General features: G+C 70.2%; 22 protein-coding genes. 13 read left to right on the top strand and 9 right to left on the bottom strand.

The annotated features are described in order from the left end of the window. Nucleotides 1–152 precede the first annotated feature (152 nt). Both mutT and VIL76_RS06625 read left to right on the top strand, forming a co-directional pair. On the top strand, nucleotides 153–560 hold the full coding sequence (gene mutT / locus VIL76_RS06620) for an 8-oxo-dGTP diphosphatase MutT (RefSeq protein WP_332044209.1): 408 nt from the start codon (nucleotides 153–155) through the stop codon (nucleotides 558–560). Continuing rightward, nucleotides 560–976 carry a secondary thiamine-phosphate synthase enzyme YjbQ gene (locus VIL76_RS06625; RefSeq protein ID WP_332044210.1) on the top strand — a complete coding sequence of 139 codons (417 nt, stop codon included), beginning with the start codon at nucleotides 560–562 and terminating at the stop codon, nucleotides 974–976. Before mutT ends, VIL76_RS06625 begins: the two co-directional genes overlap by 1 nt. On the opposite strand, the gene VIL76_RS06630 is transcribed toward VIL76_RS06625, so the two are convergent. The 3 genes from VIL76_RS06630 to VIL76_RS06640 all read right to left on the bottom strand — a co-directional run bounded on the left by VIL76_RS06630 (nucleotide 973) and on the right by VIL76_RS06640 (nucleotide 3838). Then, nucleotides 973–1881: a hypothetical protein gene (locus VIL76_RS06630; RefSeq protein ID WP_332044211.1), complete on the bottom strand. Its 909-nt coding sequence runs from the start codon at nucleotides 1879–1881 to the stop codon at nucleotides 973–975. The two genes, VIL76_RS06625 and VIL76_RS06630, sit on opposite strands and share 4 nt — an antisense overlap. A 78-nt stretch (nucleotides 1882–1959) precedes the next feature. After that, nucleotides 1960–2898, bottom strand: a complete 939-nt coding sequence (locus VIL76_RS06635) for a hypothetical protein (RefSeq protein ID WP_332044212.1) — start codon at nucleotides 2896–2898, stop codon at nucleotides 1960–1962. Between the two features lie 124 nt (nucleotides 2899–3022). Further along, the gene (locus tag VIL76_RS06640) at nucleotides 3023–3838 is read right to left on the bottom strand and encodes a methyltransferase domain-containing protein (RefSeq protein WP_332044213.1); all 816 of its coding nucleotides are present in this window, start codon (nucleotides 3836–3838) and stop codon (nucleotides 3023–3025) included. Between VIL76_RS06640 and VIL76_RS06645 the strand changes: the two genes are divergently transcribed. The 9 genes from VIL76_RS06645 (at nucleotide 3837) to clpB (ending at nucleotide 14607) form a co-directional block, all read left to right on the top strand. Further along, nucleotides 3837–4616 carry a ComF family protein gene (locus VIL76_RS06645; protein ID WP_332044214.1) on the top strand — a complete coding sequence of 260 codons (780 nt, stop codon included), beginning with the start codon at nucleotides 3837–3839 and terminating at the stop codon, nucleotides 4614–4616. The genes VIL76_RS06640 and VIL76_RS06645 overlap by 2 nt on opposite strands. 31 nt (nucleotides 4617–4647) lie before the next feature. Continuing rightward, the gene (gene grxC / locus VIL76_RS06650) at nucleotides 4648–4908 is read left to right on the top strand and encodes a glutaredoxin 3 (protein ID WP_332044215.1); all 261 of its coding nucleotides are present in this window, start codon (nucleotides 4648–4650) and stop codon (nucleotides 4906–4908) included. A gap of 18 nt (nucleotides 4909–4926) precedes the next feature. After that, nucleotides 4927–5742, top strand: a complete 816-nt coding sequence (locus tag VIL76_RS06655) for a carbon-nitrogen hydrolase family protein (RefSeq protein WP_332044216.1) — start codon at nucleotides 4927–4929, stop codon at nucleotides 5740–5742. 9 nt (nucleotides 5743–5751) lie between these two features. Further along, nucleotides 5752–6183: a DUF1178 family protein gene (locus VIL76_RS06660; RefSeq protein WP_332044217.1), complete on the top strand. Its 432-nt coding sequence runs from the start codon at nucleotides 5752–5754 to the stop codon at nucleotides 6181–6183. Between the two features lie 63 nt (nucleotides 6184–6246). After that, nucleotides 6247–7656 carry a M20/M25/M40 family metallo-hydrolase gene (locus VIL76_RS06665; protein WP_332044218.1) on the top strand — a complete coding sequence of 470 codons (1410 nt, stop codon included), beginning with the start codon at nucleotides 6247–6249 and terminating at the stop codon, nucleotides 7654–7656. A gap of 59 nt (nucleotides 7657–7715) precedes the next feature. Next, complete coding sequence (locus VIL76_RS06670) at nucleotides 7716–9626, top strand: S9 family peptidase (protein ID WP_332044219.1); 1911 nt, start codon at nucleotides 7716–7718, stop codon at nucleotides 9624–9626. A 19-nt stretch (nucleotides 9627–9645) separates the two neighbouring features. Further along, the gene (locus tag VIL76_RS06675) at nucleotides 9646–11610 is read left to right on the top strand and encodes a S9 family peptidase (RefSeq protein WP_332044220.1); all 1965 of its coding nucleotides are present in this window, start codon (nucleotides 9646–9648) and stop codon (nucleotides 11608–11610) included. Nucleotides 11611–11636: 26 nt separating this feature from the next. Further along, entirely contained in the window at nucleotides 11637–11909 is a 273-nt protein-coding gene (locus VIL76_RS06680) for a hypothetical protein (protein WP_332044221.1), read from the top strand. Nucleotides 11910–12024: 115 nt separating this feature from the next. Next, entirely contained in the window at nucleotides 12025–14607 is a 2583-nt protein-coding gene (gene clpB, locus VIL76_RS06685; protein ID WP_332044222.1) for an ATP-dependent chaperone ClpB, read from the top strand. Between the two features lie 57 nt (nucleotides 14608–14664). On the opposite strand, the gene VIL76_RS06690 is transcribed toward clpB, so the two are convergent. The 4 genes from VIL76_RS06690 to arfB form a co-directional block, all read right to left on the bottom strand. Further along, nucleotides 14665–15174, bottom strand: coding sequence for a hypothetical protein (locus VIL76_RS06690; protein ID WP_332044223.1), 510 nt, complete (start codon nucleotides 15172–15174; stop codon nucleotides 14665–14667). Between the two features lie 90 nt (nucleotides 15175–15264). Further along, nucleotides 15265–15534 (bottom strand): hypothetical protein, encoded by a 270-nt coding sequence (locus tag VIL76_RS06695; protein ID WP_332044224.1) that lies wholly within the window; start codon nucleotides 15532–15534, stop codon nucleotides 15265–15267. A 96-nt stretch (nucleotides 15535–15630) separates the two neighbouring features. Then, on the bottom strand, nucleotides 15631–16173 hold the full coding sequence (locus VIL76_RS06700) for a hypothetical protein (RefSeq protein ID WP_332044225.1): 543 nt from the start codon (nucleotides 16171–16173) through the stop codon (nucleotides 15631–15633). A gap of 51 nt (nucleotides 16174–16224) precedes the next feature. Further along, nucleotides 16225–16650 carry an alternative ribosome rescue aminoacyl-tRNA hydrolase ArfB gene (gene arfB / locus VIL76_RS19740; protein WP_332044226.1) on the bottom strand — a complete coding sequence of 142 codons (426 nt, stop codon included), beginning with the start codon at nucleotides 16648–16650 and terminating at the stop codon, nucleotides 16225–16227. A 162-nt stretch (nucleotides 16651–16812) separates the two neighbouring features. On the opposite strand from arfB, the gene ilvC reads away from it, so the two are divergent. Further along, nucleotides 16813–17832 (top strand): ketol-acid reductoisomerase, encoded by a 1020-nt coding sequence (gene ilvC, locus VIL76_RS06710; RefSeq protein ID WP_332044227.1) that lies wholly within the window; start codon nucleotides 16813–16815, stop codon nucleotides 17830–17832. Nucleotides 17833–17880: 48 nt separating this feature from the next. Here ilvC and rsgA (VIL76_RS06715) read toward each other — a convergent pair whose 3' ends face one another. Beyond that, nucleotides 17881–18348: a GTPase RsgA gene (gene rsgA / locus VIL76_RS06715; RefSeq protein ID WP_332044228.1), complete on the bottom strand. Its 468-nt coding sequence runs from the start codon at nucleotides 18346–18348 to the stop codon at nucleotides 17881–17883. Beyond that, nucleotides 18327–18935 carry a GTPase RsgA gene (rsgA, locus tag VIL76_RS06720; protein ID WP_332044229.1) on the bottom strand — a complete coding sequence of 203 codons (609 nt, stop codon included), beginning with the start codon at nucleotides 18933–18935 and terminating at the stop codon, nucleotides 18327–18329. Before rsgA (VIL76_RS06720) ends, rsgA (VIL76_RS06715) begins: the two co-directional genes overlap by 22 nt. Nucleotides 18936–19172: 237 nt before the next feature. Between rsgA (VIL76_RS06720) and VIL76_RS06725 the strand changes: the two genes are divergently transcribed. Then, nucleotides 19173–19484 (top strand): GNAT family N-acetyltransferase, encoded by a 312-nt coding sequence (locus tag VIL76_RS06725; protein WP_332044230.1) that lies wholly within the window; start codon nucleotides 19173–19175, stop codon nucleotides 19482–19484. Nucleotides 19485–19509 lie beyond the last annotated feature (25 nt).

Below are 19509 nucleotides of genomic sequence, written 5' to 3' on the forward strand. Positions count from 1 at the left end.
GCGGAGCTTGCCGCGCCAAGTTGATGCCAAAAAAGGCGCCTCTTCCCCGCGAAGCGGGGTGGGAGAGGCCGGGAGAGGGCAGACGCCGCACCGCCCTCTCCTCGATCCTCTCCCTCTCGCTTCGCGGGGGAGAGGAGGGTATGTCGCGCCGCATGAGCGAAAAGCCCATGCTCCTGGTGGCCGCCGCCGCCCTGATCGACGCCGACGGCCGCGTGCTGATCTGCCAGCGGCCCGAGGGCAAGCAGCTCGCCGGGCTGTGGGAGTTCCCGGGCGGCAAGGTCGAGAAGGGCGAGACGCCCGAGGCCTGCCTGATCCGCGAACTGGCCGAGGAACTCGGAATCAAGGTGAGCCACGCCTGCCTGGCGCCGTTCGTGTTCGCCAGCCACGAGTACGAGGCCTTCCACCTCCTGATGCCGCTCTACCTGGTCCGCCGGTGGAAAGGGCAGGTCACCGCCCGCGAGCACAAGGCGATCACCTGGGTGAAGCCGGTGAAGCTGGGCGACTACCCGATGCCCCCCGCGGACAGGCCCCTCGTCGCCTGGCTCAGGGACCTGATCTGATGCGGCAGGCGGCGCACACGCTGTCGGTGGCGACCCGTGGCCAGGGGCTGCACGAGATCACCCGCGAGGTGACGGGCTGGGCGGCCGGGCAGGGGATCACCACCGGCCTGCTGACCCTCTTCTGCCGCCACACCTCGGCGTCCCTGCTGATCCAGGAGAACGCCGACCCGGACGTCCGCCGGGACCTTGAGGACTATCTCGCGCAGCTGGCGCCGCAGAGCGCGGCCTACCGGCATCAGGACGAGGGGCCGGACGACATGCCGGCGCACCTGCGAACCGCACTCACCGGCGTGCAGCTCTCGATCCCGCTGTCCGGCGGCCGGCTGGCGCTCGGGACCTGGCAGGGGATCTACCTGTTCGAGCATCGCGCGCGGCCGCACAGCCGGCAGGTGGTGATGCACCTGCTGGGGGACTAGCGCCTGTAGCTCGCCTTCTGCACCGCCCGCTTCGGCGGGGCGGCCGCCTCGGTCACGCACTGGGCCGGCTCGATCATGGCGTGCTGGCCCAGGCAGTAGATGTCCTCGTAGTGCGGGCCCGCGGCGGAGAGGCACTGGTAGAGGTTGAGCTTTGCGATACGTACACAGGAGCTGGTGCGGGCGTCGCTCATCAGGGCCTTGCCGCGGCTTTGCTGGCCCTGGGCGGAGAGCGCGGCCAACGCGACGCCGCGTGCGACGACGGGGCTCACCGCGCCGGGCCGCCGGCCGCTCTCGGCCAGGGCGTGGAACAGGGCCGCGGTGTCGTGGCGGCCGGGCTGGTAGCCCGCGGCCGAGATGCGCTTGACGTTGGCCAGGCGTCCCGGGGCGTTCGGCACGCGCGCCTTCGACCAGGCCTGCTTCTGCACGCTGTAGGCCGCCTGCTTCACCTTGCGGCCTTCGCCGGCGAGACCGGTCCCCTGGGCGTACAGCGCCCCGCTGGCCCGCGCCGCGGCGGCGGTGGAGCCGGGCAGGGCGAAGACGGCCTCAGGGTTGACGGCGATGCGGCGGGCGAGGTCGGGCCCGCCGGCGCGGGCGGCGGCGGCGAACTTCGGCTCCTGCAGGGCGGCCATGGCGGCATAGGCGACCATGCCGGCTTCCAGTTGCTTCGGGTCGTGCGACGCGCCGGCGGCAAGCGCGCTCTGCACCTGCGTCGGCGACGAGAACCCCGCGTCGATGGCGCGAGCCTTGCGCATGAAGCTCTCGAAGGCGCTGGCCTGGGCCGCGAGCTGGCGGTCGGCGTGGCCGCCGCCGGTGGAGAGCTGGATCGTCTCCGGCTCCTGGGTGGCGCAGCCCGCCAGGGCGAGCGCGCAGGCGAGGCCGAAGCCCCGCAAAATCTTTGAATTCATTACTGACCCCCGACTTGGGAGCCCCCCGGCGCCACTAAAGCAGAGGCGCCGGGAAGCGGAGCCGTGGCGTGTTGTCGCCTACCGCTCGGAGTAGCGGGTGGGCGTCACGGCGAGCCCGGCGGCCTTGGAGACGCACTGGCCCGGCTCGATCATGGCGTGCTCGCCCAGGCAGAAGATGTCCTCGTAGTGCGGGCCGGCGACGGCCAGGCACTGGAAGAGGTTGAGCTTGGCCATCCGCAGGCAGCTGGCGCTCCCGGCGTCGTTCACCACCTGCTGCAGGGCCTGGCTGTTCTCCTCCCCCGCGGCGTCGAGCAGGGACAGGGCCGCGAGCGCGAGGCCGCGGGCGACCACCGGGCTCATGTAGCCGCGCGGCGACGCGGTGGGACGCGAGCTGACCGCGCGGTAGAGACGGGCCGCGTCGTCGTCGGTGGGCCGGAAGCGGGTGGCGGAGAGCTGCTTTGCGTTCGCGAGCCGGCTCGCCGGCTGCGGGACGCGGACCTTGGACCACGCCTGCCGCTGCACGTCGTAGGCGGCCTGCTTCACGCGGCGACCGTCGGCGGTGAGCGGCTCGGACTTGGCGGCGAGGGCCCCGGCCGCGCGGGCGGCGGCGGGCTCGGCGCCCGGCAGGGCCGCGGCCAGGTCGGGGCGCTCGAGGAGCTGCTGGGCGAGGGCGTCACGGCCCTCGTAGCGGGCGGCGCGTTCGACGCCGGAGACGAAGGACGGCTCCTGCAGCGCCGCCAGCGCGGCATAGGCCACCATGCCGGCCTGCAGCTGGCTGGCGTCGTGGGCCGCGCCCACCTTCACGGCGTCGGCCACCTCCTTGGCGTTGTCGAACTTGGCGTCGATGGCGCCGGCCTTGCCCATGAAGGTCTCGAACGCGCTGGCTGCGGCGACAAGGTCGCGCGACAGCCGCACGTCGGCCTCGCGGTTCTGGGCGACGGCGCCGCCGACGACGGAGAGCGCCAGCGCGGCCACGGCGGCGCCGGAGAGGAAACGCTTCTGCGACTTACCGAACATGTGAGAACCCACCCAGCTGGGGCGGCTTCGTTCGGCCGCTCCCATTCGCATCCCTCGAAGCTCAAGGTTCTACAGGGACTTAGCTGGGCCACACCGTGGCGGCCGGACGCGCGTCGAAAGGAAGCTAGACCCTAGGGGCCCAGCCCGTGAGGGTGATGATCTCGAAGGTCGCGGGGATGCGGCCGTCCTGTTGGAAGCGCTCGAAGTAGAGCTCGCTCGTCCGGGCGAGGATGGCGCGGGTGAGCGGTTTGGGGTGGCGGTCGGCGAGCACGCTGGTCTCCCCCATGCGGCGCAGGTCGGCCAGCAGGTTCAGCGGGTGTTCGTAGAGGACGGTGACGGTGTCGAGGTCCGCCACGGGCTGGTCGAAGCCGGCCCGCTGTAGGAGGCTGGCGGCGTCGGCGAAGTCGGCGAAGGGGGAGACGCGGGAGCCCGCGCCGCCCAGGATCTCGCTCTCGGCGGCCACCAGCGACTGGCGCAGCTCGGTGAGGGTGACGCCGCCGAGGAAGGCGCCGATGAACAGGCCCTCGGGCCTCAGCGCGTGGCGGATCTGCACGAGGGCGCCCACCACGTCGTTGGTCCAGTGCAGGCCGAGCGTGGAGACCACGAGGTCGAGGCAGGCCGGCGCGAAGGGCAGCCGCTCCTCGTCGAGCACCACCCGCGGCCCGGGCCGCGCCGCGAGCATCGGGTGGGAGAGGTCGGCCTCCACCAGGAAACCGAGGCGGGCGGCGGCGTCGCTGCCCTGCAGCGCCTCGCGGAAGGCGCCGGCGCGCGCCGAAAGCTCGACCGCAATCGGGAAGTCGCGCAAGATCGGCTCCAGGCGCTCGGCGACGTCGACGGCGGCGCGGCGGTGCAGGAAGTCGGCGCCGGTGAAGCCGCTGGCGGCGCGGTCCAGACGCTTGCGGTGTAGGGCGCGGTCGAAGAGGAGGGGCGGGGAGGACATGAGCGCGGAAGATGGCTTGTTCGCTCAAGGTTTCAAACCCGGCCCCCGGCTGAGAGCGTTCTGGCGCGGGGCGTTGGACCTGGTGTTCCCGCCGCAGTCGCTGGACGGCGGGCCGGCACCCATGGCCGGAGGCCTCTCCGCAGAGACCTGGAGCCGCATCCACTTCCTGGACGGGCCGGTCTGCGACGGCTGCGGGCTGCCCTTCGAGTTCGACACCGGAGACCGTTGTCCGGCGTGCCTGGCCAAGCCGCGGGCGTTCGATGCGGCGCGCGCCGCCTGCCTCTACGACGAGACCTCGCGCGATCCGATCCTGAAGCTGAAGCACGCCGACCGGCTCGACCTCGCCCCGCTGCTGGCCCGCTGGATCAGCCGCTCGGCCCGGGAGCTGATCGAGGAGGCGGACGCCATCGTCCCGGTGCCGCTGCACCCCATGCGCCTGCTGCATCGCCGCTATAATCAGGCCGCCGAGATCGCCCGGCCGCTGTGCGGGCTCACCGGGCTGCGCTACCTGCCCGACGCCCTGGTGCGGCGGCGCGCGACGCAGAGCCAGGGCGGCAAGTCCGGCTCCGGGCGCAAGCGCAACGTGGCGGGCGCGTTCGAAGTCCCCGCCTCGCGCCGGGCGCAGGTCCAGGGTCTACGCATCCTGCTGGTGGACGACGTGCTGACCACCGGGGCCACGGCCGAGGGCTGCGCGCGGGCCCTGAAGAAGGCCGGGGCCGCTCGCGTGGACCTTGCTGTTGTCGCACGTGTGAAGGAAAGGCCGGGACTCACTATATGAACCGGTGAGCGCCTGTTTTGGTTAAAGCGGCATGTCCCACGTCACCATCTACACCAAGCCCTACTGCCCCTATTGCATCCGCGCGGTGTCGCTGCTGGAGAAGAAGGGCGCCGACTTCACGGAGATCGAGGCCGCCTTCGATCCCGACAAGCGCCAGGAGATGATGCGCCGCTCCGGCCGCGCCACCTTCCCGCAGATCTTCATCGGCGACCGGCACATCGGCGGCTGCGACGACATGATGGCCCTGGACCGCGAGGGAAAGCTCGACCCGCTGCTGCGCGACGCCGCTTAAGGGCTATATCTAAGCCCGATGAAGGTCGGGCTGATCCAAACACGTACGCCGGCGACGCACGCGGCTGCTCTCGCGCACGTCCTGCCACTGGTCCGCGAGGCGGCGGGCGCGGGCGCGGAGCTCATCGCCACGCCGGAGGGCACCAACGTCCTTCAGAAGGACAGGGCGAAGCTGCTGCCCTCTCTGAGGAGCCTCGGCGAGGACCCTATCGTGAATGGGCTGCGCGAGGCGGCCAAGGACCACGGCGTCTGGGTGCTGATCGGCTCGGCCCTGGTGCTGCGCAGCGACGGCAAGGCGGCCAACCGATCGGTGCTGGTCTCGCCGGGCGGCCTGGTGATGGCGACCTACGACAAGCTGCACATGTTCGACGTGAACCTGCCCACCGGGGAGACGGCGCGGGAGTCCGAGACCTACGAGCCCGGCGACCGGGCGGTGATCGCGGACGCCGCCGGGGCGACCCTGGGGATGACCGTCTGCTACGACATGCGCTTCCCGCAGCTCTATCGGGCCCTGGCGCTGGCGGGCGCGCAGGTGATGACCGTCCCCTCCGCCTTCACCCGGCCCACCGGAGAGGCGCACTGGGAGGTGCTGCTGCGGGCGCGCGCCATAGAGAGCGGCTCGTTCGTCATCGCCCCGGCCCAGGGCGGCCGGCACGAGGACGGCCGCGGCACCTGGGGCCACTCGATGGTGGTGGGGCCCTGGGGCGAGGTGATCGGCCGGCTTGACCACGACGAGCCGGGCGTGCTTCTCGCCGACCTCGATCTCGAGGCGGTGAGCAAAGCCCGCGCCGCCATCCCGAACCTCAAGAACGCCCGCGACTTCGCCGCCCCCTAAGAAAACGGAATGATCAAGTACGCGCTCACTTGCGAGCACGAGCACGGCTTCGAAGGCTGGTTCGGCTCCTCGGCCGATTTCGACGACCAGCAGGAGAGGGGCCTGCTGGAGTGTCCGTTGTGCGCATCCAGGGCCGTGCGCAAGCAGATCATGGCGCCGGCGCTGACGGGCGTGCGCCAGACCGTGCAGGACGAGACCCCGGGCAAGACGCGCGAGATGATGATGGCCGCTGCCAGCGCCATCCGCCGCCACGTCGAGGACAACTTCGACGACGTCGGCGACGCCTTCGCGAAGGAGGCCCGCGCCATCCATGAGGGCAGGTCCGAGGAGCGCGGCATCTACGGCCAGGCGAGCCCGACGGAGGTCCGCGAGCTCGTCGAGGACGGCATCCCGGTGGCGCCCCTGCCGCCCGAGCCGCCGAAGAAGACCGAGCTGAACTAGGGCGGTTGCGGCGCCGCGCTCCGGCGTCCTACGGTCCCCCGCAGTGGTGGGGAGTTCCGAACGATGATGCGGATGATCGGCGCAGCGGCTTTCGCGGCCGCGGGCCTGCTCGTGGCCGGCCAGGCGGCGGCGCAGAGCTTCCCCGGCCAGACCGAGTTCCGCGGGCTCTACGAGGAGCTGGTGGAGATCGACACCAGCCTTCCCAACGGCTCCTGCACCCGCGCCGCCGAGGCCATGGCCAATCGTCTGCGGGCGGCGGGCTACCCCACCCAGGACCTCCACCTGCTGGTCCCGCCCGAGCGGCCGAAGGACGGGAACCTGGTGGCGGTGCTGCACGGGACGGACCCGAGCGCAAAGCCGGTGATGCTGCTCGCCCACATCGACGTGGTGGCCGCCCGGCGCGAGGACTGGGAGCGCGATCCGTTCACGCTGGTGGAGGAGAACGGCTACTTCTATGCGCGCGGCGCCAGCGACGACAAAGCGATGGCGGCGGCCTTCACCGACGCCTTCGTCCGCTACCGGCAGGAGGGCTTCAGGCCGCGCCGGACGCTGAAGCTAGCGCTCACATGCGGGGAGGAGACGCCGGACACCTTCAACGGGGTGAAGTGGCTGCTGGCCAACCACCGCGAACTGATGGACGCCGAGTTCGCGCTCAATGAAGGCGCCGGCGGCAGGCTCGACGGCGACCGGCGCGTCTATCTGGGCATCCAGGCGGGCGAGAAGGTCTACCAGGACTTCACGCTTTCCACGACAAACCCGGGCGGCCACTCCTCCCGGCCGGTGAAGGACAACGCCATCGCGCGCATGTCGGCGGCGCTGGAGAAGATCGCCGCCTACGACTTTCCCGCCCACCTGAACGAGGCTACCCGCCTGCACTTCGAGCGGATGAGCCCGATCCTCGGCGGCGACGTCGGCCAGGCCATGAGGGCGGCGCTGGCCCAGCCGACGCCGGCCGACGCCATCGCCCGCATCGCCCGCGACCCGGGCTACAACTCCATGATGCGCACCACCTGCGTGCCGACCATGGTGAGCGGCGGCCATGCCCTGAACGCCCTGCCGCAGAGCGTCACCGCCAACGTCAACTGCCGCATCCTGCCCGACGAGGGCGTCGACCAGACGCTCGCGGCCCTGACCCGGGTGGTCGGCGATCCGGCGATCAGGATCGTCCCCGCCGCAGAGAAGAGCCCGGTCTCGCCGCCGCCGCCGCTGACGCCGCAGATCACCGGACCGGCCCAGACGGTGTCCAACCAGCTGTGGCCGCGCGTGCCGCTGGTGCCGGCCATGGCCACGGGCGCGACCGATGGTCGCTTCCTGCTCGCCGCCGGCATCCCGACCTACGGCCTCTCCGGCATGTTCGGCGACGCCGACGGCGGCGGCGCGCACGGTCTCAACGAGCGGATTCGCGTGCGTTCGCTCTACGAGGGCCGCGAGTTCCTCTACCGGGTGGTCAAGCTCTACGCGAACCAGCGCTGAGGGGCGTCTTGCCCGCTCCCCCGCCTTGAGGCAGGCTTTCCCCGGGGGGAGTGATCAGCATGCGGTTCATTTTGACGGCGGGGGTGCTCGCAGGCTGCCTGGCTGCGGCGCAAGCGATGGCGGCGCCGCTCGAGGCCTATGGCGCGCTTCCGAGCGTCGAGGTCGCCGACCTGTCGGGTGGCGGGGGCCAGGTCGCCCTGGTGGTAACCAACGGCGAGGAGCGGCGGATCGTCGTCAAGGACCTCGCCACGGGGAAGGTCCCGCTGCTGGCCACCGTCGGTCGGACCAAGGTGCGCGATCTGCGCTGGGCGGGCGACCAGCACCTGATCCTCACGACGAGCAGCACTCAGAAGCCACTCGATGTCATCGCCGCCCGGGGCGAGTACTTCTTCGCCTCAGACATCGATGTCCCAAGGAAGAAGCTCCGTCCGCTGCTGACCGATGCCGAGATGGCCATGAACATCCTGGCCGGGTCTCCCGTCGTGCGCAGCGTCGGCGCCGAACCGGTGGTGCTCCTGCCCGGGGTGAAGTTCGTCAACTCGAAGGGTACCGCCTCGCTTTTCCAGATCGGGCTGGAGCATGCAGGCAGTCGGCTCGTGGAAGTGGGCCGCTCGGACACCGACGACTTCATCGTCGACCCGCAGGGCAGGGTCATCGCGCAGACGCTCTACGACGGCGTCACGGGCCGCTGGAGCCTCCTTGCGAAGCAAGGCAGCGTGTGGCGCGAGGTGCTCCGGAAGGTCGAGCCCATCGAACCGCCGACGGTGCGCGGGCTAGGCCGGACGGAGCGCAGCGTCCTCGTCATCGGCGGTGAGCAGGACAATTTCGAATGGTCGGAAGTCTCGCTCGACACGGGCAAGGCCGAGCCCCTCGCGTCGGCCCCTTATCAGAGCGCTATCCACGATCCCGCCACGGGACTCCTCATCGGACTCAGCACCCTGACGCGGGACGACCGCCGCTACACCTTCTTCAACGCGCAGGACGCCCGGGTCTGGAACGCGGTAGAGGCGGCGTTTCCCGGCGACAGCGTCAGCCTCGTCTCCTGGTCCAACGACCGCCAGAAGATCGTCGTACGCGTCGACTCCCCGACCCTCGGCCCCGCCTTTTCGGTAGTCGATCTCGCGTCGCGAAAGGCGAGTTGGCTCGGTGCCGAGTACGAGACGCTGAAGGCCGATGACATCGCGCCGGTTCGGCCAGTGCGGTTCAAGGCGGGCGATGGGCTGGAGCTGACCGGCTACCTGACCGTGCCCCGCGGCCGAGAGCCCCGCAACCTGCCGCTCATCGTCTTTCCGCACGGCGGACCAGCTTCCCGCGACATGCCCGGCTTTGATTGGTGGGCCCAGGCGATGGCCTCGCGCGGCTACGCCGTCCTGCAGGTCAACTTCCGCGGCTCGGAGGGCTTCGGCTGGGGCTTCACGCAGGCAGGTTTCGGAGAATGGGGCCGCAAGATGCAGACCGATCTCTCCGACGGCGTCGCGCACCTGGCGGGAGAGGGTATCGCCGATCCAGCACGGGTCTGCATCGTCGGCGCGAGCTACGGCGGCTACGCGGCCCTGGCGGGTGTGACGCTGCAGAAGGACATCTACCGTTGCGCGGTCTCGTTCGGCGGTGTCTCCGACCTGCGCCGGTTGATCAGCTATTCCCGCGGCCGCGGCGGCCGCTCGGTGCTGCGCTACTGGACCCGGTACATGGGCGCCGAGGACCTGAGCGATCCTGTGCTGGCGCGGTACTCACCGGCCGCCCAGGCGGCCAATGCGGGTGCGCCGATCCTGCTGATCCACGGCAAGGACGACACGGTGGTGCCGCTCGATCAGAGCACGGCCATGGCCGAGGCGCTGAAGCGTGCCGGAAAGCCGGTGGACCTCGTCGTGCAGAACAGCGCCGACCACTGGCTGTCGCTGGGGGCGACGCGGCTGGAGATGCTGCGCTCGACCATGGCCTTCCTCGAGAAGCACAATCCCCCGAACTGAACCCAGGGACACGCCATCCATGACCGCCCGCGCCCTCATTGCAGGCCTCTTTGCGCTCCTGGCGCTCGTCACCCCCGCTGCCGCCGCGCCGCTAGAGGCCTACGGCGGGCTGCCGAGCATCGAGTCGATCGAGGTCTCGCCCGACGGGTCGACGCTGGCGGTGGCCATGACCACGGGCGAGCAGCGCGCCGTGGCGGTGAAGGCGCTGCCGGATGGGCAGATGCAAACCTTTTCGGCCGGCACGGCGAAGGTGCGGCGCCTCGACTGGGTGGGTGGGGACAACCTCATCATCACCACGTCGCAGACCGGCACGATCGCAGGCGTGACCTCGTCGCGAGGTGAGCACTTCCTCGCCTTCAAGCTCAACCTGGCCAACCGCAAGGTCCAGCCGCTGTTGCAGGGCTCCATCGGCGGCGGCGAAACCGGCACCCACGTCCGGAGCAAGAACACCGGCATCGGCTACTCGCTCAACGTCCTCGCGGGACTGCCGGAGGTGCGCACCGTCGACGGCGCCCCGACGCTGTTCCTTCGAGGCGTCACCTTCCCGTCGAACGAGGGCGTGCTGACGATCTTCCAGATGAGTCCCAAGCACAGCCTGCCGAAGGTGGTCGAACTCGGCGATCCCGATACCGACGATTTCGTGCTGGGCCCGGATGGCACTCCGCTCGCGAAGAGCGACTACAATGCGGACAATGGCCGCTGGACGCTGAAGATGCGCCAGGCGGGCGGCGGCTGGAGGATCAGCCGAACCCTGGAAGCCAAGATCGACCGCCCATACCTCGTCGGCGTAGGTCGCGACGGTCGCTCCGTCGTGGTGGCGGAGCCGGGCGACAGCGCCCTGGTCCTGCGCGAGGTGGCCGCCGACGGGACCTGGAGTGAGCCGCTGGATGTCAAGGACGCCGACGACCTCGTCTTTGACCCGGAGAGCCACCGCCTGATCGGGCTCTACGCCCTGGTTGGTGATGAGGATCGATACACCTTCTTCGACCCGGCCGACCAGAAGGCCTGGAACGCTGTCCGCGCGGCGTTCAAGGGCGACCGGGTGCTGCTGGAATCCTGGTCGCAGGACCGCAAGAAGATCGTGGTGCTGGTGGATTCTCCCATCGAGGGGCCGGCCTACGCGCTGGTCGATTTGACCACCAAGCAGGCAAGCTACCTTGGCCGCCGCTACCAGAAGCTCGACGGCGATGACATCTCGCCGGTCCAGGCCATTCGCTTCAAGGCCAAGGACGGACTAGAGTTGAGCGGCTACCTCACCGTGCCGCGCGGTGCGCAGGCCAAGAACCTGCCGCTGGTGGTGTTCCCGCACGGCGGGCCGGCCTCGCGCGACCAGCCCGGGTTCGACTGGTGGGCCCAGGCCATGGCCTCGCGGGGATACGCCGTCCTGCAGGTGAACTTCCGCGGCTCCGACGGCTTCGGCGTGCCGTTCCTGGAAGCAGGGTACGGGGAGTGGGGCCGCAAGATGCAGACCGACCTCTCTGACGGCGTCCGCTTCCTGGCCGCGCAGGGCACGATCGACCCCAAGCGCGTCTGCATCGTCGGCGCCAGCTACGGGGGCTATGCGGCCCTTGCCGGGGCTGCGCTTGACCAGGGCGTCTACCGGTGCGCCGCCTCAGTCGCAGGGGTGTCCGACCTGCGGCGGATGCTCGCCTGGTCCAGGGACAGGAAGGGGGAGGTCGCCTTCCGCTATTGGAAGCGCTTCATGGGCGCCGAAGCCAAGCGGGACCCGGCCCTCACGGAGGCCTCTCCGGCCGCCCACGCGAGTCGCATCACGATTCCCGTCCTCCTGGTGCACGGCCGCGACGACACCGTCGTGCCGCTTGAGCAAAGCCGGATCATGGCCGAGGCCCTCGAGAAGGCCGGCAAGCCGGTGGAGCTGGTCGTCCAGAAGGGGGCCGATCACTGGCTCTCCCAAGGCGACACACGCATCGCGATGTTGCAGGCCACCATCGCGTTCCTCGAGAAGCACAACCCGCCGAACTGAGGCGGCGGGCTGGCGTTGAACGGTTTATGGGCCAGCCCTTCAAGACGAGTGAGCTGAAGCGCTACAGCCTGGAGGTCTACGGGCCGGGCGGCGCCGACGACCTGGTCTGGAAGGTGGATTCCGATGACCCGTTCACGCCGATGAACCGGGGCGACCGGATGATGCTGCTGGATGCGCCGGGGGCCCGGCCCGACGCGGCGCACGAGATCACCGGGATCGAGCACCTGATCTGGACCGCCGGCGAGCAGCTCCGCTACGTGACGCGCATCCACACACGGCCCGCAGACCCCCTCGGTTGATGTAGGATCCGGCTGGCTCACCCTTGTGTGGCGCAAATGCCACACTACATGGGCTGTGGCGCAGGTTGTGCTTGGTCAAGGCAGCCGGCGCCAATCCGCCTGAAGAGGGGAAGGCATGAACATCGAGATCTATTCGGACCGCGCCAAGCAAGCGATCCAGTCCGCCCAGAGCCTGGCCCTGGCGCGGAGGCACCAGCAGCTCGCGCCCGAGCACATCCTGAAGGTGCTGCTCGAGGAGCGCGACGGGCTCACCCGTTCGCTGATCCAGAGCGCCGGCGGCCGCCCGGACGAGGCCGACAAGGCCGTCGACGCCACGCTCGGCAAGCTGCCCAAGGTCGAGGGTGGCTCGGGCCAGCTCTACATGAAGCCGGAGACCGCGCGGGTCTTCGCCGACGCCGAGGACGGCGCGAAGAAGGCGGGCGACGCCTTCGTCACCACCGAGCGCCTGCTGATCGCCATCGCCAAGGAAGGCGGCGAGTCCGCGAGCGTCCTGAAGAGCGCCGGCGCCAGCGCCAAGGCTCTGGAAGAGGCCGCCAAGTCAGTCCGCAAGGGCAAGACCGCGGACAGCGCGTCGGCCGAGGAGGGCTACGACGCGCTGAAGCGCTACGCCCGCGACCTCACCCAGGCCGCCCGCGACGGCAAGCTGGATCCGGTCATCGGCCGTGACGAGGAGATCCGCCGCACCATCCAGGTCCTGTCGCGGCGGACCAAGAACAACCCCGTGCTCATCGGCGAACCTGGAGTCGGCAAGACCGCCATCGTGGAGGGCCTGGCGCTCCGCATCGTCAACGGCGATGTGCCCGAGGGGCTAAAGGACAAGCAGCTGCTCTCGCTCGACATGGGCTCGCTGATCGCCGGCGCGAAGTACCGCGGCGAGTTCGAGGAGCGGCTGAAGGCCGTGCTCAGCGAGGTCACCGCGGCGGAAGGCTCGATCATCCTGTTCATCGACGAGATGCACACCCTGGTCGGCGCCGGGAAGAGCGAAGGCGCCATGGACGCCTCGAACCTGCTCAAGCCGGCGCTCGCCCGCGGCGAGCTGCACTGCGTGGGCGCCACCACGCTCGACGAGTACCGCAAGAACGTCGAGAAGGATGCCGCCCTGGCGCGGCGCTTCCAGCCGGTGTTCGTCAGCGAGCCCACGGTGGAGGACACCGTCTCGATCCTGCGCGGCCTGAAGGAGAAGTACGAGGTGCACCACGGCGTGCGCATCTCCGACAGCGCCATCGTCGCGGCCGCCACCCTCTCCAACCGCTACATCACCGACCGCTTCCTGCCGGACAAGGCGATCGACCTCGTGGACGAGGCCGCCAGCCGGGTGCGGATGGCCGTCGACAGCAAGCCCGAGGAGCTGGACGAGATCGACCGGCGCGTCGTGCAGTTGAAGATCGAGCGCGAGGCGCTGTCGCGCGAGACCGACGCGGCCTCCAAGGCGCGCCTCGAGAAGCTCGAGGACGAACTCGTCGACCTCGAGCGGCAGTCCGCCGAGATGACCGCCCGCTGGCGCTCGGAGAAGGAGAAGGTCTCCTCGGCCGCCCAGGCCCGTGAGGCCCTCGACCGGCTGCGCGCCGAACTGGTCAACGCCCAGCGCCGCGGCGACCTGCAACGGGCGTCCGAGATCGCCTACGGCGAAATCCCGTCCCTGGAGAAGCGCCTCGCCGAGGCCGAGGCCGCCGAGAGCCAGGACACGCTGTCGCCGGAGGTGGTGGACGCCGAGCAGATCGCCGCCGTCGTCTCGCGTTGGACCGGCGTCCCGGTGGAGAAGATGCTGGAAGGCGAACGCGAGAAGCTGCTGGCCATGGAAGACGCCCTGCGCGGCCGCGTGGTCGGCCAGGAGGAAGCGCTCGTCGCCGTCTCGGACGCCGTCCGGCGGGCCAGGGCGGGCCTGAAGGACCCCAACCGGCCGATCGGCTCGTTCCTGTTCCTGGGTCCCACTGGCGTCGGCAAGACCGAGCTCACCAAGGCGCTTGCCGAGTTCCTGTTCGACGACGAGGCGGCGGTCACCCGCCTCGACATGAGCGAGTACATGGAGAAGCACTCGGTCAGCCGGATGATCGGCGCGCCTCCGGGCTACGTCGGCTACGATGAAGGCGGCGCGCTCACCGAGAGCGTGCGCCGGCGGCCCTACCAGGTCGTGCTGTTCGACGAGGTCGAGAAGGCCCACCCGGACGTCTTCAACGTGCTGCTGCAGGTGCTCGACGACGGCCGGCTCACCGACGGCCAGGGCCGCACGGTCGACTTCCGCAACACGCTCATCATCATGACGTCGAACATGGGCTCGGAGTACCTCGCCAACCTCGCCGACGGCGACGACGTGGAGACAGCCCGGCCACTGGTCATGGACGTGGTGCGCAAGCACTTCCGCCCGGAGTTCCTGAACCGGCTCGACGAGATCATCCTGTTCAAGCGGCTGGGTCGGCACGACATGGACAACATCGTGCGCATCCAGCTGCAGCGGGTGGAGAAGCTGCTCGCCGACCGGCGCATGTCGATCGCCCTGGACGAGGGCGCGATGCACTGGCTCGCCGAGCGCGGCTATGACCCGGTCTATGGCGCGCGGCCGCTGAAGCGGGTGATCCAGAAGGAGTTGGTGGACCCCATCGCGCGCAAGCTGCTGGCGGGCGACCTGGAGGACGGCGCCGTGATCGACGTCGGGTCCACCGGCGACGGCCTCGCGATCGGCCGCGCCAAGGTGCACTAAGCGAAAGCGCCCGCCGGATCGCTCCGGCGGGCGCCTCCATCTCTGCTCAGCCGACGCTTAGCGGCACTCGCGCCGAGTGACGGTCTGACGGTAGTAGCTGTCGTAGCTCCGGCGCAGCTTGCATTTGATCCGGTGGCCGTCGGGGGCGATCATGCCGTTCGGATCAGGGCCGTACTGGTCCACCGGCACCGCGCCGTAGGGCGTGTTGTAGCCGTAGCCGTTGTAGCTCAGCGCGCTGGTGTTCAGGCCGAACAGCGAACCCAGCACGGCCAAGCCCGCGGACAGGCCGTTGTTCGAGCCGTAGCTCGAGTACGGCTGGTTGTAGGCGTAGGGCTGGTTGTAGCCGTAGGGCTGCGCGTACGGCTGGGCGTACGGCTGCGTGTAGCCGTAGGGCTGGCTGTAGTAGTACGGCGTCGCCGGGGCCCGGTAGGTGTTCGGCTGGCTGTAGACGTAGCGGCCGGTGTACGGGTCGTAGTACCGCGTCTGGGCATTCGCTGTCCCGGCAATCGCCGCGACGCCGCCAACAATGGCGAGGCCTGCGACCGCCGCGCTCAAGGTCTTGCGCATGTTCTTCTCCTCGGTGCATCCCTCATCGGCGGGGGTAACGCACCGGGAAGGCCCTATTGTTCCTAGGGCAGCGCTTGCAAATACCTGTGATTACAGGGCGCAGCGACGCGTGACGCCCGGCGCCACCTTCACCCTGTCGCTCTTCGGATCGTAGTTGGGATAGGTGGCCAGACAGTCGGCGATCCGCCGCGCGCGGGCGCTGTAGCCGTGGCCGACCGTGGGGCCGCGATAGCTCGCCGGGACGGCGCGGTCGTCGACGGAGATCGCCGACACCTGCTGGGGCTTGGGCCGCTCGCCGGCGTTGGCGGCAGGCGCGAGCGAGGCTGCGGCCAGCGCAGCGGCGCAAAGGATGATGCGCATGTTGAAGACACTCCACCGAGCGGGGGCGTCGTGGCGCGCCCCTCGCTCCTGCGGAACACGTCAGCGCACGGCCGGTTCAGCGCGGCTGGAAAAGATTCAGAGATCGAGGGCGGTGACGCGGCCGCCGCGGGTGACCACGCGGCGCATCAGGGCGACGCCCTCGGCGCGCGGCTGGCCGGCGGGGCGGGCAAGCACGATGGCATACCAGGCGCCGTCGGGAAGCCCCGAGAAGCTAAACCGGTCCTGGCTGTCGCAGGTGGTGCGCTTGACGAACGGCCCGGCGTCGCCGGCCGGCGCGCCCGGCGTGCGGGCGCGGACCTCGGCGGCCGGCAGCGCGGCCCGCTCCACGGAGCCGTACAGGGCCGCCATGCGGCTGCGGGACCAACGGGTCTCCGGCGTCAGCACCACGCCTGCGCCGGAGCAGCTGAAGCGGGTCGAGCCCTGGCTGTAGACGACGTGGCCGGCGATGCCGTTGCGGCCCGGCTTCTGCGACCAGGCGAAGTCGGCGGGGCTGAACACGGCGGGCGGCGCAGGGGGGCGGGCGCGTCCGGGCGGCGGCGGACCCAGCGAGGGGCTCACGCAGGCGGCGGCGGTCAGCGCGGCGAGGACGACGGCGGAGAGGAGGGGGAGGCGGATCATGTCGGGGACCGAGCATATAGGCCAATGCGGCGATCCGGCGCCAGAGGGGGGTCAGTCGTCCCCGCGCACCCGCCCGCGCATCGCCTTGATCGAGCCGCGCCGCACCTTGGAATCCACGCGCTTCTGCTTCGCCGCCCGGCTGGGCTTCGTCTTCTTGCGCGGCGGGGGCGGGGGCTTGGCGGCCTCGCGGATCAGGTCGAGCAGGCGCTCGACCGCCTCCTGCCGGTTCATCTCCTGCGAGCGGGTGCCCTGGGCCACCAGCACGATGACGCCGTCCTGGGTTAGTCGGCTGCCGGCCAGTTCGTAGAGCCTCGCCCGCACGCGCTCCGGCAGGGACGGCGACCCGCGGACGTCGAAGCGCAGCTCCACCGCGGTCGAGGTCTTGTTCACGTGCTGCCCGCCGGGCCCGGAGGCGCGCACCGCCTTCCAGGTCACCTCGTCCTCGCCGAGTGCGATCTGGTCCGTCACCTCGATCATCGCCCATGCCTTGCCATGGTTCGCCGGCGTTCGCGACGATTTCGCAGGCGCGGCATGGCGCGCGTCCCTTGACCTTCGCGCAAAAAACCGCTGGAAAGCGCCCGCTTTGCTGCACTGCCGTTGCGTGGGGGCGCAGCTTCTTGACCATCCAGGAGAACAATCATGCGCGTCTACTATGACCGCGACGCCGACATTTCCCGCATCCTGGACAAGAAGATCGCCATCGTAGGCTATGGCTCCCAGGGCCGCGCGCATGCGCTCAACCTCACCGATTCCGGGGTGAAAGACGTGGCGGTCGCGCTGCGTCCGGGCTCGGCGACCGCCAAGAAGGTCGAGGCCGACGGCCTCAAGGTGATGAGCGTGGCCGACGCCGCCGGCTGGGCCGACGCCATCATGATCCTGGCCCCCGACGAGCTGCAGGCGCAGATCTACCGCGACGAGATCGCCCCAAACATCAAGGACGGCGCGGCGCTGATGTTCGCCCACGGCCTCAACGTCCACTTCGGCTTGATCGAGCCGAAGAGCACCGTCGACGTGCTGATGGTCGCCCCCAAGGGGCCTGGTCACACGGTGCGCGGCGAGTACCAGAAGGGCGGCGGCGTGCCGTGCCTGATCGCCATCCACCACGACGCCACCGGCAACGCCATGGACTTCGGCCTGGCCTACGCATCGGCGATCGGCGGCGGCCGCTCGGGCATCATCGAGACCAACTTCCGCGAGGAGTGCGAAACCGACCTGTTCGGCGAGCAGACCGTCCTCTGCGGCGGCCTGGTAGAGCTGATCCGCGCCGGGTTCGAGACCCTGGTGGAGGCCGGCTACGCCCCGGAGATGGCCTACTTCGAGTGCCTCCACGAGGTGAAACTGATCGTCGACCTGATCTACGAGGGCGGCATCGCCAACATGAACTACTCGATCTCCAACACCGCCGAGTACGGGGAGTACGTGACGGGCCCCCGCATCGTGACCCCACAGACCAAGGCCGAAATGAAGCGCGTGCTGGAGGACATTCAGTCGGGCCGGTTCGTCCGCGACTGGATGGCGGAGAACGCCGCGGGCCAGCCCAGCTTCAAGGCCACCCGCCGGCGCGCCGCCGAGCACCCCATCGAGGAGGTCGGCGCCCGCCTGCGCGGCATGATGCCGTGGATCACCAAGAACAAGCTGGTGGACACCGCGCGCAACTGACTCAGGACGTCATCCCCGGAACCAGCCCGGGGATGACACTCCAAGGGTTCAGTCGTCGATACCTCGCTTCGACTTGATGTGCGTCCGGGCGGACTTGTGGATGGCCGCCCAGCGCTTGCGCTCGGCCTGGCGGGCGAGGGGATCTTCCTTGCGCCGCTCGTGCGCCGCCTCGCGCTGCAGCTTCTCCCAGCTCCTCAGACGCTCGGCGTCCAGGCTGCCGCCGGCCAGCGCCGCCTGCACGGCGCAGCCCGGCTCGTTGCCGTGGCTGCAGTCGTTGAACCGGCACTGCTCGGCCAGGGCGTCGATGTCGGCGAAGGTCTGGGAGACCCCGTCCTCTGCGTCCCACATGCCGAGCTCGCGCATGCCGGGCGTGTCGAGGATCAGGCCCCCGGACGGCAGCAGGATCAGTTCGCGGTGGGTGGTGGTGTGCCGGCCGCGGTCGTCGCCCTCGCGGATCGCCTGGGTGGCCATCAGCGCCTGGCCGCCGAGGGCGTTCACGAGCGTGGACTTGCCCACCCCTGAGGAGCCCAGCAGGACGCCCGTCTTGCCCTTCGGCAGCAGGTCGGCGCCTCCATGCCCTGGCCGCTGAGGGCCGAGACGGCCAGCACCGGGACGCCGAAGGCAATGGCCTCCACCTCCGCGGTGAGCGCCTCGACGTCATCGCAGGCGTCGGCCTTGGTGAGCACGATCACCGGCTCGGCGCCGCTCTCGTAGGCGGCGGCCATGTAGCGCTCCAGCCTGCGCAGGTTGAGGTCGGCGTTCAGCGAGGCGGTGAGCAGCGCGCGGTCGACGTTGGCCGCCACCACCTGCACCCCGCCCGCTGGCCCTGAGGCCCAGCGCTTGAAGGCGGTGGCGCGCGGCAGGACCGCGTGGATCACGCCGGCCGGATCGGCCGCCACCCAGTCGCCGGCCACCGGGAAGTCGCCCTCCGCCGCGTCGTGCACGAAGCGGCCGGCGAGCGTGGCGTCGATCTCGCCAGCCTCGGTGACCAGCCGCCACAGGCCGCGCTGCTGGACGGTGACGCGGCCGGGCGTCAGCCCCTGCGCCGCGTAGGGTTCAAAGTCGTGCTGGAGCCGTTCGGTCCAGCCATAGGTCGTGAGCAATGTCGGATTTCCTTGCAGGGAATGAGGTCGCTAAGCCGTCAGGCGTCGACCCGCGGAAATCCCGTCTGCTTGCAGAGAGGAAGCGCCGTCAGGCGCTGCGCGTACCGACGCACGGAAGGGCTTGGCGGGCAATGGGCGTCTGCATGTCCGTCTCCTTCGCTGGCGTGGTTTCGACTGCCGCCGAGCTTGGCGAACGGCGCGCGCCGGGTCAAGTTCGCGGCTCAAGGAGACGCGTACATGTCCGAGACCCTCAACGTGGTGATGAACGAGGAAGCCCGCCGGTTCGAGATCGAGCTCGAGGGCGACGTGGCCTTCGCCGAGTACCGGCTGGTCGACCACGGGATCATCCTGCCGCACACCGTGGTGCCCGACGCCTTCGAGGGCCGCGGCGTGGGCAGCCAGCTGGCCAAGGCCGCCCTGGGCTACGCCCGCGAGCAGGGCCTGAAGGTGATCCCGACCTGTCCCTTCATCGCCGCCTACATCGCCAAGCACCCGGAGTGGCACGACATCGTCCACGACACCTACCGGCGCCAGCTGGGGATCGACTGATGGTGCAATCGAAGGCCGCGACGGT

The organism is Phenylobacterium sp. (assembly GCF_036563285.1).
Lineage (GTDB): Bacteria > Pseudomonadota > Alphaproteobacteria > Caulobacterales > Caulobacteraceae > Phenylobacterium.